Annotated in this window: 11 protein-coding genes and 1 tRNA gene; 9 read left to right on the plus strand and 3 right to left on the minus strand. The window is 71.9% G+C overall.

Annotated features, from left to right (window positions below):
- The first annotated feature begins 9 nt into the window (after positions 1-9).
- The 6 genes from KAG51_RS04530 to KAG51_RS04555 all read left to right on the plus strand — a co-directional run bounded on the left by KAG51_RS04530 (position 10) and on the right by KAG51_RS04555 (position 6,547).
- Complete coding sequence (locus KAG51_RS04530) at positions 10-1,479, plus strand: VWA domain-containing protein (protein WP_290581059.1); 1,470 nt, start codon at positions 10-12, stop codon at positions 1,477-1,479.
- Between the two features lie 73 nt (positions 1,480-1,552).
- On the plus strand, positions 1,553-3,178 hold the full coding sequence (locus KAG51_RS04535) for a GAF domain-containing sensor histidine kinase (protein WP_290581061.1): 1,626 nt from the start codon (positions 1,553-1,555) through the stop codon (positions 3,176-3,178).
- Between the two features lie 16 nt (positions 3,179-3,194).
- Positions 3,195-3,527, plus strand: a complete 333-nt coding sequence (locus tag KAG51_RS04540; protein ID WP_290581062.1) for a DUF202 domain-containing protein — start codon at positions 3,195-3,197, stop codon at positions 3,525-3,527.
- Positions 3,528-3,587: 60 nt separating this feature from the next.
- A complete protein-coding gene (locus KAG51_RS04545; RefSeq protein WP_290581064.1) occupies positions 3,588-4,088 on the plus strand; it encodes a hypothetical protein in 501 nt (166 codons plus the stop codon).
- Positions 4,089-4,098: 10 nt separating this feature from the next.
- Entirely contained in the window at positions 4,099-5,622 is a 1,524-nt protein-coding gene (locus KAG51_RS04550) for a carboxyl transferase domain-containing protein (RefSeq protein ID WP_290581066.1), read from the plus strand.
- Between the two features lie 52 nt (positions 5,623-5,674).
- Positions 5,675-6,547, plus strand: a complete 873-nt coding sequence (locus tag KAG51_RS04555; RefSeq protein WP_290581068.1) for a hypothetical protein — start codon at positions 5,675-5,677, stop codon at positions 6,545-6,547.
- A gap of 14 nt (positions 6,548-6,561) precedes the next feature.
- Here the strand turns inward: KAG51_RS04555 and KAG51_RS04560 are convergent, their stop codons facing one another.
- The 3 genes from KAG51_RS04560 to KAG51_RS04570 form a co-directional block, all read right to left on the minus strand.
- On the minus strand, positions 6,562-7,155 hold the full coding sequence (locus tag KAG51_RS04560; protein WP_290581070.1) for a class I SAM-dependent methyltransferase: 594 nt from the start codon (positions 7,153-7,155) through the stop codon (positions 6,562-6,564).
- A 76-nt stretch (positions 7,156-7,231) separates the two neighbouring features.
- A tRNA-Leu gene (locus KAG51_RS04565) sits at positions 7,232-7,316 on the minus strand.
- A gap of 89 nt (positions 7,317-7,405) precedes the next feature.
- Complete coding sequence (locus tag KAG51_RS04570; RefSeq protein WP_290581072.1) at positions 7,406-8,677, minus strand: DUF445 domain-containing protein; 1,272 nt, start codon at positions 8,675-8,677, stop codon at positions 7,406-7,408.
- A 97-nt stretch (positions 8,678-8,774) separates the two neighbouring features.
- Between KAG51_RS04570 and KAG51_RS04575 the strand changes: the two genes are divergently transcribed.
- The 3 genes from KAG51_RS04575 to hrpA are packed head-to-tail and all read left to right on the plus strand — an operon-like array spanning position 8,775 to position 14,205.
- Entirely contained in the window at positions 8,775-9,530 is a 756-nt protein-coding gene (locus KAG51_RS04575) for a CPBP family intramembrane glutamic endopeptidase (protein WP_290581074.1), read from the plus strand.
- 32 nt (positions 9,531-9,562) lie between these two features.
- The gene (locus KAG51_RS04580; protein WP_290581076.1) at positions 9,563-10,588 is read left to right on the plus strand and encodes a nitronate monooxygenase; all 1,026 of its coding nucleotides are present in this window, start codon (positions 9,563-9,565) and stop codon (positions 10,586-10,588) included.
- Entirely contained in the window at positions 10,585-14,205 is a 3,621-nt protein-coding gene (gene hrpA / locus KAG51_RS04585; RefSeq protein ID WP_290581078.1) for an ATP-dependent RNA helicase HrpA, read from the plus strand. Before KAG51_RS04580 ends, hrpA begins: the two co-directional genes overlap by 4 nt.
- Positions 14,206-14,302 lie beyond the last annotated feature (97 nt).

Genomic DNA, 14,302 nt, shown 5'->3' on the forward strand with positions numbered 1-14,302 from the left:
TGAGCTGACGTGGACCCCGACCCGCGCCGCGACGGCGAGTCGCCGACCGACCTGGCCGAACGCCTGGTCGACTTCGTCGATGCCCTGCGCAGCAAGGGCGTCCGGGCCGGCACCAGCGAGACCGTCGACGCGGCGGCCGTGATGGCGACGCTGGGGCTCGAGAACCGAGGCCGGCTGCGGGAGGGTCTCGCAAGTGCCCTGGTACGGCGAGAGGGCCAGCGCGAGGTCTTCGACATGACGTACGACCTGTTCTTCCCCGCCGGCATCGGACTCGGGGCCTCGGCGGCCGAGATCGACGCCGAGTCGGCCGAGGACCTGCGCGATCTGCTGCTCATGGCCATCGCCGAGGGTGATCTGCGCATGATGCAGCAGCTCGCCGAGCTTGCTGTCGAGACCCTCGGATCAGTCTCCACGGCCGGCAGCAGCGCCGGTGGATGGTCGGCGTACCAGACCCTCGACCGGCTCAACCCGCGCACGCTCACGGCCGCCGCCGAAGCCCTGCGTGCCGAGCAGAACGGGAGTGGTCAGGGTCAGGGTCAGGGTCCGGGACAGGGCGCTGGTGGGGGCTCGGGCGCCGGCGGGGGCTCCTCCCCCGGGCTGGGTGGCCACGACGTCGCCGACGCCCTCACCCGCGACGAGGTGCGGCGCCTGATCGACCTGTTCCGGACGATGGTCGAGGCCGAGGCCCGCCGTCGCACCGCAGAGGTCCGCGGGCGCGACCTGGTGACCCAGCACGCCGTCCGGCGCAGCGCGTCCGAGGTCGACTTCCTCTCGGCGAACGCGCAACAGCTCGCCGACCTGCGTCAGGCCGTCCAGCCCCTGGCGCGCAAGCTCGCGACGCGCCTGTCGGCGCGGCGCCGCCGCTCACGACGCGGGCGGATCGACATCCGCCGCACGATGCGCCGGGCGATGGGCACCGGGGGCGTGCCCATGCGTCCGGTGCACGCTCCCCCGCACCGCACGCGGCCGGAGCTCGTGCTGCTGTGCGACATGTCCGGCTCCGTCGCGGGATTCTCCGACTTCACGATGCTGCTCGTGCAGGCGCTGCGCGAGCAGTTCAGCAGGGTGCGCGTCTTCGCCTTCGTCAACACCGTCGACGAGGTCACCGACATCGTGCGCGAGGGCGTCGACGTCCGCCGGCGCATCGCCGAGGAGGCACGGATCACGAAGTGGCACACGAGCAGCGACTACGGCGAGTCCTTCCGTGACTTCGCGCTCGACCACCTCGATGCCGTCGGCCCGCGCACGTCGGTCCTGATCCTCGGCGACGCCCGCAACAACAACCAGGCTCTGGGTCTGGACGCCCTGCACGCGATCGCCCAACGCTCCCGCCGCAGCTTCTGGCTCAACCCGGAGCACCCGGGTTCCTGGGGACTCGGTGACTCCGTGGCGCCAGCGTACGCCGAGGTCGTCGACATGCACGAGTGCCGCACCATCACCCAGCTCGAACGCTTCATCTCCCGTCTCCTGCCGGTCTGACGGTGCGTGAGCCGCCGGCGACCTAGCATGACGGCAGAGGGGCCGCCGGCCCGCACACGGAGGAGGTGAGGGGGTGTCGGAGTCCCGCCTCCACAACCTGATCCGCGTCAATCAGGCCATCACGAGCGACCTGGATCTCGACTCGGTCCTGCACCGCATCGTGGCGATGGCCGCCGAGCTCGTCGATGCGAAGTTCGCCGGTATGGGCGTGCTCGGCCCCCAGGGTGAGATCGCCAAGTTCATCCACTCCGGCATCAGTCCGCAGGTCGAGGCCGCGATCGGACGACAGCCCGAGGGCAAGGGTCTGCTGCGCGCCATCATGGACACGCCCCGGCCACTCAGTCTGACCGCGCTGGGCGACGATCCGAGATCGGTCGGCTTCCCGGCGGGCCACCCCGCGATGACCAGCTTCCTGGGAGTGCGCATCCGGGTGCGGGAGGAGGTCTACGGCAACCTGTACCTGGCCAACAACCGCCACGGCGAGTTCACGGCCGAGGACGTCGAGCTCGCGGAGGCCCTCGCCGCCACGGCGGGCATCGCGATCGAGAACGCTCGCCAGTTCGACGAGGCGATCCGGCGCGAACGGTGGTCGCGGGCGCTGGCGGAGGCGGCGCGCGGAGTCATGCTCGACGAGGAGAGCCAGCAGGTCCCGCGGTTGCTCGACCGCGTGCGGGAGGCCGTCCAGGCAGAGGTCGCGTTGATCGCCACGATCGACGAGGAGACCGACGAGCTGATCGTCGAGCACGTCGTCGGGTTCAACAGCGCCGTCCTGGCCACGACCCGGGTCCGCCCCGTGACCGAGAGCTTCGTGCACACCACCGGGGACGAGGCTCTCGTGCTGAACCACCTGTCGCTCCTGATCGACACCGCCGATGGCGAGGTCGAGACCACCTGCCACCTGGTGCTGGTGCCCTTCGACGGCCCGCCGGGCCGCCGCATCGCGCTGGGCGTCGCGAACCGTGGCACGCAGAGCGAGCTGCACGACCGCGAGATCGAGGTCGTGGGCTCGTTCACGAGCCACGTCCACACCGTGCTCGACCGCGCCGAGATGCGGCGCACGCGGCATCGGGTCGCCATGCTGGAGGACCGCAACCGCATCGCCCGCGACCTGCACGACCACGTGATCCAGCGGCTGTTCGCCACCGGGCTGAGCCTGCAGGCGACCGCCACGCAGGTCGACGGGCCCCCGGGCGAACGGCTGTCCGACCTCGTGCACGAGATCGACGGCGCGATCACGCAGATTCGCCAGAGCATCTTCGCGCTGAACCACGACAGCGCTGACGGGGCCACGCTGCGATCACGGCTGTCGGCCATCGTCGAACGGATCGGCGGCAGCCTGCCCCGACGGCCCACCCTCGTGTTCGCCGGCCCGGTCGACCTCGTGACCGACGACGATCTGTCCCACGACGTCGAGGCCGTCGTCAGCGAGGCGTTGACCAATGCGGTGCGGCACTCCGGCGCCCGGTCGATCGACGTCGAGGTCGCGATCGCCGACCACAGCATCACGATCTCGGTGCTCGACGACGGAGTGGGTCCCGGCCCGATGACCCGGCGCAGCGGACTGTCGAACCTGGAGCTGCGCGCCCGACGACACGACGGCACGTTCCTGGTCGAGGAACGAGCGACCGGCGGCACGTTGCTGCACTGGACCGGGCGTCTGGGAGCGACCCGACCCAGCACCGGCAGCCCGATCGACTGACTGGCACAGTAAGAACGTGCAGGACGACACCTGGCGGGACCACCTGGCCAACGAGCGGACGCACCTGGCGTGGTTGCGCACCGGCGCAGCGGTCCTCGTGGTCGGTCTCGCGGTCATGCGGTTCGCCGACGACCAGGAGGTCTCGCTCAACAGCGTCCTCGCAGCGGTGCCTCTCCTGCTGTGCGGGCTCTCCGCCGTCATGTACGGCACGCAGCGGTACCGGCGAGCCCATCACCGCCTCACGAGCGGCGATCCGCGGCCGCCGGGTGTGCTCGGACCGTCGGTGGCGGCCGCCGTGCTCGTCCTGGCCTTCGCCGCGACCACGGTCATGCTCGCGATCCTCGGGTGACCGCGCGCCGGTCGTAGGACAGACTGATCCCCGACACTGGCCGTTGGACGGGGGATCCACATGACCGAGAAGAACGTGACGACGCTGGGCGACTGGCTCAAGAAGCCCATCAGCTGGGCGGTGATCGCGGTCGCGGTCGTCGCTTTCGCGCTGCAGCAGGTCTTCGCGCCGGGCCTGTTCGGTGGCTCCGACGAGTCCGACGCCGATGTGGCCGGCACGCAGATGCAGGTCCAGCGCGCCCCGGGGGTCGAGGTCCCTGAGGGCGCGGAGGTCACGGCGCTCTACACGGTCGAGAACCGCGAGCGCGAGGAGGTCGAGATCTCCTCGGCGGAGATCACCTTCCTGCGCGTCGAGGGCGGCGGACCGGAGTGCACCGGCGCCAGCCGTGCCGGCGTCCAGGCCAAGCTCGAGAACCACCTCGTGGGCAAGCGCATCGACCGCCAGGGCGAGTACGACTTCGATGTGATCTACGAGGGCCGCGACACCCCGGTCCCCGACTGTGTGGGCGCCACGATCCAGGCCGAGGTCGAGGTCCGGGTCGTGCCCTACGTCTACGAGTGAGGAGACGCCGGTGAGCCATCACGGCGACGTGCCGCCCGGCGGCCAGGTGCCGGCCGAGGGGCTGCTGGAGGTGCTGGCCCGCCGGTTCCTGACGACCGACGAGGCGCGCGGCGAGAAGGTCGACCGCTGGCACGCCAGGGGCCGGCGCACCGCGCGGGAGAACATCGCCGACCTCGTCGATCCCGACTCGTTCGTCGAGTACGGCCGGTTCGTCACGGCGGCGCAGGAGTCACGCCGCGATCTCGCCGACCTCGTCGTCGAGACGCCCGCCGACGGCATCATCGGCGGCACGGCCACGGTCGACGGCCGGCCGTGCGCCGTGCTGTCGTACGACTACCTCGTGATGGCCGGCACGCAGGGGATGCGCGGGCACCGCAAGTCGGACCGTCTGATCGAGCTCGCGGGCCGGATGCGGCTTCCGACGGTGTTCTTCACCGAGGGCGGGGGTGGTCGCCCCGGCGACACCGACATCCCGCTCGTCTCCGCGCTCGACGTCGGGTCGTTCGCCCTGTGGGCCGAGCTCCAGGGGGTGGTCCCCCGCATCGCTGTCGTCTCAGGCCGCTGCTTCGCCGGCAATGCCGTGATCGCCGGGTGCGCGGACCTGCGGATCGCCACGCCCGAGGCGAATCTCGGCATGGCAGGGCCGGCGATGATCGCCGGAGGCGGGCTCGGGACCTTCACCGCGGAGGAGATCGGGCCGGTCGCGGACCAGGCGTCGAACGGGGTCCTGGACGTCGTCGTGGCCGACGAGGCCGAGGCCGTCGCGACCGTGCGACAGGTCCTGGAGCTGCTCAGCGGGCCCGGACCGCGCAGTGCTCCGGCCGATGCCGAGCACCTGCGCCACGCCCTGCCCGACAACGACCGCGAGGCGTTCGACGTCCGCACGGTCGCTGAGGCCCTGGCCGACCCTGACTCGGTGCTGTGGCTGCGAGAGGCGTTCGCGCCAGAGCTGGTCACGGGCCTGGCCCGGATCGACGGCCTGCCGGTGGGCCTCCTCGCCAACCAGTCGACCCACCTCGCCGGAGCCCTCACAGCAGGAGCCTCGGCCAAGGCGGCCGACTTCCTGGACCTGTGCGAGCGGTGGCGCGTCCCGGTGGTCTCCCTGGTCGACACGCCCGGCTTCATGGTCGGCCCCGACGCCGAGCGCACGGGGCTCGTCCGCGAGGCGTCCCGGATGGTCACGGCCGGGGCCCGCCTCACCGTGCCGCTCGTCGGCGTCGTGATCCGCCGTGGCTACGGCCTCGGCGCCCAGGCGATGCTCGGCGGCAGCACGCACCGGCCACACCTCACGGTCGGGTGGCCGGGCGCCCACCTCGGCGCGATGGGCCTGGAGGGTGCCGTGCGGCTCTCGCTCGCCCACGAGCTGGCCGCGATGACCGAGGACGAGCGCGAGGCGGCCGTCGCGCACCACACGGCCGAGCTGCGGACGCACGCCCACGCGCTCAACGTCGCCCGCGTCTTCGAGATCGACGACGTGATCGACCCCGCCGAGACGGCCGCCGTGATCGCGGCGACCCTGCGCGCCGCCGGCTGACTCAGGGACGGGCCCGTCCCGTGGTCCGCCGCTCCGTGACAGGCTGTTCGTCATGCGCAGCGTGACGAGAGCGGTGATGCTCATCGGCATGATCACCGCCCTCGTGGCGGGTGGGTGCTCCGACGGTGCCGACCCGCAGCGCGATCGCAGCGTCTCCCTGGAGCAGCTCGCCGTGAGCGAGCTTGCGCCCGTCGACGGCGTCGTGGACGTCCGGGCGTCCCAGGAGCCGGCCACCGACGATGCCCTGCTGGACCGGTCCGATCCGGATCGCTGGCACCTGTACGTGCAGGTCACGCTCGAGGATGCAGTGTCGACCGCTCAGGCGCAGGCCGCGGCCGAGGAGCTGCGCGCCTTCATGGACACGTACCACTCGGGCCCCCGATGGACCGCGCACGTCGAGCTCGGCCCGGGAGCTGCGTCGCTCGAGGTGTGGCCCGAGCTCAGGACGTCGCCGTCGGCCGATGTCGCCGACGTCCTGGCCCTCCGGGACCTTGCCGGGGTGCAGCGGGCCGCCACGGCCGGGGGCACGTTCTCCCTCGAGGTCGGGTCCGCGTCCTCCTTGCCCGCGCTGATGCCGCGGCTGCGCGAGCTGCCTGCGTGGAGCGCCGGGGGCAGCGTGCACGCCGAGGAGGGGCGGGTCAGGATCATGGACGTCCCCGACCTGGTCACCGACGAGCAGCTCCAGGCCGTCATCGCGATCTCCCTCGCCCACCCCGCGGCCGACGTCGAGATCTCCGCCGCGGCGCAGGGGGCCCAGGTGCCGGTGCTGTACCTGAACCGGCTGAGCGAGGCGGAGGCGGCGAACGTCGTCGCCACACTGACCGACCCCGCCCTCGCCCACACCGCAGACGACGGGTATCAGCTCGACTTCGCCCTGCGCAGTGACGCGGGTGACCAGACCGGCACCGTGGGCGTCCCTGGCTGATCTGGCCGGCCCGACTAGCCGCGGAAGACCGAGACCGCCCAGTCGCTCTCGGAGGTGAACGGGTGGAGGGCCCACGTCCCGAAGCGGTGCTCGAGTCTCCAGTCGACCGCGCCGGCCTGCTCGTCGAGGTCGGCCAGGGTGTAGGTCCGGTCGAGGTGGAAGCCGAAGACCGCGCGACCGCGCGGCGCGAGCACGCCGGCCATCGCGGTGATGATCGCCGGCTCGGTGCCGGGCTCGGCGAAGGTCATGACGTTGCCCGTGCACACGATCAAGTCGAAGGGTCCTCCCACGTCCGGCGTCAGGTCGCACAGGTCCAGCACCCGCAGATCGGCTCCCGGATGTTGCTCGCGCCCCGCCTCGATCAGGAGCGGGTCGGCGTCGACGCCGATCACGCGGTGCCCCCGCACGCCCAGCGCGTGGGTGATGCGGCCCGCACCACACCCTGCGTCGAGGATCAGACTGTCCGGATCGAGCATCGCGTCGATCAGTCGGGCCTCACCGTCGACGTCGCGGCCCTCGGCCGCGATGCGCACGAAGCGCTCGGCGTACTCACGGCGCTGCTGCTCGCTGCGTTCCCTGACCCAGCGCGTCCGGCTCGAACCATCCATGGACGAGATCCTGTCAGGTGGGTACGCGGTGGGGCCGGACGACGAACGGCGGGCCTTTCGGCCCGCCGTTCCCGTGTGTCCGAGGGGGGACTTGAACCCCCACGCCCCATTAAGGGCACTAGCACCTCAAGCTAGCGCGTCTACCATTCCGCCACCCGGACGTGTGACTCGCTGCTCCCGCCTGACCGGCTTCGGCAGCGCGTGCCACCTTAGCAAAGACCCGCGCCGGGACCGAATCCGGTCCCTGCTCTCACCCGAGGTGCGACAGGGTGTGGATCACCAGGCCCGCGAGGCCGCCCACGACGGTGCCGTTGATCCGGATGAACTGCAGGTCGCGACCGACGTGGAGCTCGATCCGCTGGGCTGTCTCGACGCCGTCCCAGCGCGCCACGGTGGCCGAGATGACGGTCGCGAGCTCGTCGCCGTGACGCTCCACGGCGTACGACGCGACGTCGGCCGCGAGGTCGTCGACCCGCGCCGCCAACCGGGCGTCGGTCTGCAGGCGGCGGCCGAGGGCCTCGACCTCTTCCACGGCCCGGCGACGCAGCAGCCCGTCCTCGACGAGGGCCTCGGTCAGCGCGCCCTTGAGCGAGGTCCAGAGCGACACCGCGGTCGCGACGACCTGGGGCTGGTTCAGGACCCGCTCCTTCAGCCGGTCCGCCCGCTCCCGCGTGGCCGGGTCGTCCTGCAGGTCCCGGGCGAGCTGGCCGAGCCAGTGGTCGAATGCCGCCCGCGCCCGGTGCTCCGGGTCGTCACGGATCTCGGCGACCCACCGGACCGCCTCCAGGTGCAACCGGGCGGCGACACGGTCGTCGACCCACTGCGGCGTCCACCACGGGGCGCGCTGCTCGACGATCTGGGCGACCTCCGCGCGATTGCTCACGAGCCAGCGGTGCAGCTCCTCGGTCACGAGGTCGACCAGGCCCGTGTGCGCGCCGTCGCGCACGATCTCGGCGATCATCTGCCCCACGGCCGGGCCCATCGGCTCCGCGGACAGCTTCGGCACCATGACGTCGCGGACCAGTGCCTCGACGTCGTCGTCGCTGATGCGGTCCAGTCCGTGGGCCGCGATGCGCGACCCGGCATGGACCAGGCGCTCGGCATGGCCCGGCTCGAGCAGCCACGACGCGGCGTGGTCGGCGACCCCGACGGCCATCAGGCGCTCGCGGACGACCTCGGGCTGCAGGAAGTTGTCGACCACGAAGTCCTGCAGGCTCTCCCCCAGCGACTCCTTGCGCCGCGGGATGATCGCGGTGTGCGGGATCGGAATCCTGAGTGGATGACGGAACAACGCCGTGACGGCGAACCAGTCGGCGATCGCGCCCACCATCGCAGCCTCGGACGTGGCGTTGACGTAGGCGAGCCACCCGTTCGCGTCCCGGGTCAGAACGAACACGAGCGCTGCGATCACGAGCAGCGACGTCGCCACACCTCGCATCCGCCGCAGCGACCGCCGACGCTCGAGGTCCTTGCCCGAGAGCTCGGCAGGCATGGCGAACGACGTCGTCGTCTCGGCGGGCATTCCCGCAGCGTAGCGACGACCGCAGGGCCCCGCCCCTCGCTGCGTAGACTCGCGCCGTGAGCAGTCACGACCATGCCCGGCGCGACACCGACGTCCGGTGAGCACCGACGTCACGCCCGCCCCCGCCGTGCCCGACCGGCGCCGGGTCCGGGCCGAGATCTGGATCGTCCTCGGGCTCTCCCTCGGGCAGTCGGCCGTCTACGCCGTGCTGAGCCTGGTCGTCAAGCTCACGAACGGCGGCCTCCGCACCTCTACCGCGACGCTCAACTCCTCGCGGGCCGACCAGCAGTGGCTCGACCTGACGCTCCAGGTGCTGTCGATCGTGTTCGCGCTCGTGCCGGTCTTCCTGGCGCTCTACCTCCTCGCGGGGCGGTCGATCGGCCTCGACCGGCGCTCCCCCGGGCGTGACACGGCCACCGGCGTCCTGCTGGCCCTGGTGATCGGCGTCCCCGGCCTGGGCCTGTACGCCGCCGGACGCGCCCTGGGGGTCACGGCCGAGATCGTCACGGCCCCCGACACGGTCTACTGGTGGACCGTCGTGATCCTCGTGGCCGCGGCCCTGCAGAACGGACTCCTCGAGGAGGTCGTGGTCGTCGGCTACCTCCACGAACGGTTGCGCGACCTGGGTTGGGGCATGTGGCCGGTGATCATCACAAGTGCCCTGCTGCGCGGCAGCTATCACCTGTACCAGGGATTCGGTCAGGCGATCGGCAACGTCGTCATGGGGCTCGTGTTCGGCTGGTGGTACCAGCGCACCGGACGCGTCATGCCGCTCGTGATCGCCCACACCCTGCTCGACGTCGTCGCGTTCGTGGGCTACCTGAGCCTCGGTGATGCCCTGGGCCTGCGGTGAGCGCAGGCGGGCCCGCGGCCTACGGTGGAGCAGTGGCACTTCCGAGACTCAGGCGAGCCGTCCTGGCGGCCCCGATGGCCGGCGGCGTGTCGACTCCTGCGCTCGTGATCGCCGTAGGAGAGGCAGGCGGGCTCGGCCAGCTGGCGGCTGGTTACCTCCCACCGCAGACCGTGGAGGCTCAGGTCCGGCAGGTGCAAGCGTCGGGCGTTCCCTTCGGGGTGAACGTCTTCGTTGCCGAGACGATGGACCCAGCTCGTGAGGCGGAGGCGGTTGAGCGATACCGCCGCCGCCTCCAACCACTCGCCGAGCACCTCGATGCCGCGCTGCCCGAGCCTGACTGGGCCGACACCGACCACTACCGCGAGAAGCTGGATCTACTCGCCCGCCTCGCTCCCCCCGTCGTCTCGTTCACCTTCGGGTGTCCCGATCCTGTCGACATCCAGCGCCTCCGCGACGCCGGTTCGGCCGTGGTCGTCACCGTCACCTCCGCAGCGGAGGCTCAGGCGGCTGCCGCGGCCGGCGCCGACGCACTGTGCGTGCAGGGCTTCGAGGCCGGCGGTCATCGCGGGACCTGGGACCGGCGCGCCGTTCCGGAGTCCGCCGGCCTGCTCGCGCTGCTGCACGAGACGCAGAAGGTCTGCGACCTTCCCCTGATCGGGGCCGGCGGCGTCATGACGAGCGCCCAGGCCGCTGGGGCTCTGGAGGCCGGGGCCGTCGCGATCCAGGCCGGGAGCGCCTTCCTCCTCGTCGACGAGGCAGGCACCCGTCCGGCGCATCGGCGTGCCCTGACGGAGCCGGACCGCGAGTCCGTCCTCACTCGGGCTTTCTCCGGCCGTGTCGGTCGCGGGCTCGCGAACACGTGGACGGCCACATTTCCCGACGCTCCGCCGACGTTCCCCGTCGTGGACCAGCTCACCAAGCCCCTTCGGGCCCGCGCCGGTGCGTTGGAGGACCCGGAGCACCTGAATCTCTGGGCCGGCACTGGCTGGCGCGAGGCACGCGTGGGCACGGCCGCCGAGGTCGTGCAGCGCCTCGACCCCGCCCTGGGACGGCGATGAGACTCGACTTCGACGACGCCCTGCCGATCTCGGCGCGCCGTGACGAGATCGCGGAGGCGATCCGCGATCACCAAGTCGTGGTCGTCGCGGGCGAGACCGGATCCGGCAAGACCACGCAGCTGCCCAAGATCGCGCTGGGACTGGGACGAGAGAAGATCGCGCACACCCAGCCCCGGCGCATCGCGGCACGCTCGGTGGCCAAGCGCATCGCCGAGGAGTGCGCCGTCGAGCTGGGCGCTGAGGTCGGCTACGCCGTGCGGTTCGACGACCAGAGCTCGGCCGAGACCCAGGTCAGGCTCGTGACCGACGGACTGCTGCTGCAGGAGATCCACCACGACCGCGACCTTCGTCGCTACGACACGATCATCGTCGACGAGGCGCACGAGCGGTCGCTGTCGATCGACTTCCTGCTCGGCTACCTGCGTCAGCTCCTGCCGCGCCGGCCCGACCTGAAGGTCGTCATCACCTCGGCCACGATCGACGTCGAGCGATTCGCCGAGCTGTTCGACGCACCGGTGATCGAGGTCAGCGGACGCACCTATCCCGTGGAGGTGCGGTACCGCCCGCTCAGCGATCCCGACGCCGGAGACCTGCTCGACGCCATCGCGGCCGCGGTCGAGGAGCTGCCTCGCGACGGCGACATCCTGGTCTTCCTGCCCGGCGAGCGCGACATCCGTGACGTCGACGAGCACCTGTCGGGCCGCAAGTACCGGAACACCCAGATCCTGCCGCTGTTCGGCCGGCTCTCGGCCGCCGACCAGCAGAAGATCTTCGCGGCGCACACCGGCCGCCGCATCGTGCTGTCGACCAACGTCGCCGAGACCTCCCTGACCGTGCCGGGCATCCGCTACGTCATCGATCCCGGGCTGGCACGGATCTCCCGGTACAGCCAGCGCCTCAAGGTGCAACGGCTGCCGATCGAGCCGATCTCGCAGGCCAGCGCCGCGCAGCGCGCCGGTCGGTGCGGTCGCGTCGCCGACGGCATCTGCATCCGCCTGTACGCCGAGGAGGACTTCGAGGGACGCCCGGAGTTCACCGATCCCGAGATCCAGCGCACCAACCTGGCGTCGGTCCTGATGCAGATGGCCTCGCTCGACCTCGGACCGATCGAGGAGTTCGGCTTCCTCGACCCCCCGGACTCCCGATCGGTCACCGACGGGGTCGCCCTGCTGCGGGAGCTGGGCGCCATCGTCGATGCCCCCGGAACGGGCACGGCCGGTGCGCTGCGGCTCACCCGCCTCGGGCGCACGATGGCACGGATGCCGGTCGACCCGCGGCTCGCCCGCATGATCGTGGCCGCCGACCGCCTGGGCTGCCTCGCCGACGTGCTCGTGATCGTCGCCGCGATGTCGATCCAGGACCCGCGCGAGCGCCCGCTCGAGAAGCAGCAGGCCGCCGACGAGAAGCACGCGCGGTTCCGGCAGCCCGACTCGGACTTCCTGTCCTGGCTGAGCCTGTGGAGCTACCTGCGGGAGCAGCGCGACGCGATGTCGCACTCGAAGTTCCGGACGATGTGCAAGACCGAGTTCCTGCACTACCTCCGGGTCCGGGAGTGGCAGGACGTCCACGGACAGCTGCGCCGGACGACGCGCGACCTGGGCATGAAGCCGGGCGAGGCAGGCGCCGACCCCGACACGGTGCACCGGGCCCTGCTCACGGGACTGCTGTCGCACGTCGGGCTGCGGGAGACCGACGGCAAGGAGTACGCGGGCGCCCGAGGGGCCCGGTTCATGGTCTTTCCCGGATCCGGCCTCGCGAAGAAGCCGCCGGCCTGGGTCATGGCGGCCGAGCTGGTCGAGACCACCCGACTCTGGGCGCGCACCGCGGCACGGGTGCAGCCGGAGTGGATCGAGGAGGCCGCGTCGCACCTGGTCAAGCGCCAGTACGCCGAGCCGCACTGGTCGACCCGGCGTGGTGCGGCCATGGCCCGCGAGCGGGTGCTGCTCTACGGCCTGCCCGTCGTCGCCGACCGGGTGGTGCCGCTCTCCCGGTTCGACGCTCCCCTGGCCCGCGAGCTCTTCGTGCGGCACGCGCTCGTCCAGGGCGAGTGGCGCACGCACCACCGCTTCTGGGATCGCAATCAGAAGCTGCTCGCCGAGGTCGACGCGCTCGAGTCGCGGGTGCGGCGTCGTGACCTCCGGGTCGACGACGAGACGCTCTACGCCTTCTACGACGAACGGATCCCGGCCGACGTCGTGTCCACGCGACACTTCGACGGCTGGTGGAAGAAGGCGCGGCGCGAGGCCCCGGACCTGCTGGACCTGTCGATGGCCGATCTGGTGCAGACCGAGGCCGATGCCGACGCGTTCCCGACGCAGTGGTTCTCCGACGGCGCTCCGATGCCCCTCACGTACACGTTCGAACCCGGCACGGTCGACGACGGCGTCATGGTCGACGTGACGCTCGACCAGCTGCCCGGTCTGGACGACACGGCCTTCGGCTGGCAGGTCGAGGGACACCGCCGCGACCTCGTGGAGGGGCTCGTGCGTTCGCTGCCGAAGTCGATCCGGCGCGAGTTCGTGCCGGTGCCGCAGGTCGTCGGCGAGGTCCTGGGACAGCTCGACCCGGCCCGCGGCACCGTCACCGACGAGCTGGCGCGGGTGCTGTCGGCCCGCGGCGGCAGCGTCGTGCGCGCCGACGACTTTGCGCCGGCGACGCTCCCGGACCACCTGCGGGTCAAGTTCCGCGTGCGCGACGACTCCGGTGAGGAGGTGGCGCGCGGGCACGACCTCGAGGTCCTGCGCGAGCAGCTGCGGCCCCGACTGCGCGAGCAGCTGCAGGACGCGACGGGCGACCTCGAGCAGTCCGGCGCGCGCACCTGGACGTTCGGGACGGTGCCGGCCGAGGTCACGGCGGTCCGTCAGACCGGCTACCCCACCGTCGTCGACGAGGGGACGTCGGTCGGGCTGCGGGTCCTGGAGTCGCCCGCCGAGCAGCGTGCCGCGGGCCTGCGGGGTCAGGCCCGACTGATGTCCTTCGAGCTGCCGTCGGTCGTGCCCGCGATCGGCCGCACGCTCGACACGCGCGCGAAGCTCACGTTGCAGACGGGCCCCTACCGCGATGCCGCCGAGGTCATCGAGGCCTGCTGGCTCGCGGCGCTGGACCACCTCGTGGAGCGCCACGGCGGGCCGGTCTCGGACGAGGCGGCCTTCGCCGCGCTGACCGACACCGTCCGCCAGGAGGTCTTCGACGTCACGCAGCGGGCCGTGACCCACGTGATCCGGGCGTACGACCGGCTCGGCGACGTGCGACCCGGCGCCGACGAGGCCGGTGAGGACGTCCGCGTGCAGCTGTCGTGGCTCGTCTACCCCGGATTCGTCCGCGACATGGGGATCGACCGGCTCCCCCGCCTCGCGGTGTACCTGCAGGCGGCTGCGCTACGCCTGCAGACCGGCGGCACCCCGCCGCCCCTGTTGGAGGCCCAGGACCTCGAGGCCGAGTTCCACCGCAGGTCGGCGCAGCTGCGCGAGTGGCAGCGCCTCACGCCCGAGGTCCAGAAGGTCCGGTGGGCCCTGGAGGAGCTCCGCGTCAGCATCACGGCCCAGCGCCTCGGCACCGCCCACCCCGTCAGCCTCAAGCGTGTCCGCACGATGCTCGACACCCTCCCCACCCCTTAAGCCACCCAGATGTGGCAAACGCCCAGATGTGGACAGTTCCGCACGTGATCCGGCCCGCCGGTGGTGCGGGAGCGTCCACATCTCGTCGCCCTGGGGA

The sequence above is a fragment of the Aeromicrobium sp. genome, assembly GCF_023146395.1.
Lineage (GTDB): Bacteria > Actinomycetota > Actinomycetes > Propionibacteriales > Nocardioidaceae > Aeromicrobium.

Bases quoted from the DNA above. Each gene is read 5' to 3' on its own strand.
- hrpA (WP_290581078.1), top strand. From the start codon at position 10,585: ATGAGACTCGACTTCGACGACGCCCTGCCGATCTCGGCGCGCCGTGAC.
- KAG51_RS04570 (WP_290581072.1), bottom strand. From the start codon at position 8,677: ATGCCCGCCGAGACGACGACGTCGTTCGCCATGCCTGCCGAGCTCTCG.
- KAG51_RS04560 (WP_290581070.1), bottom strand. From the start codon at position 7,155: ATGGATGGTTCGAGCCGGACGCGCTGGGTCAGGGAACGCAGCGAGCAG.
- KAG51_RS04555 (WP_290581068.1), top strand. From the start codon at position 5,675: ATGCGCAGCGTGACGAGAGCGGTGATGCTCATCGGCATGATCACCGCC.
- KAG51_RS04545 (WP_290581064.1), top strand. From the start codon at position 3,588: ATGACCGAGAAGAACGTGACGACGCTGGGCGACTGGCTCAAGAAGCCC.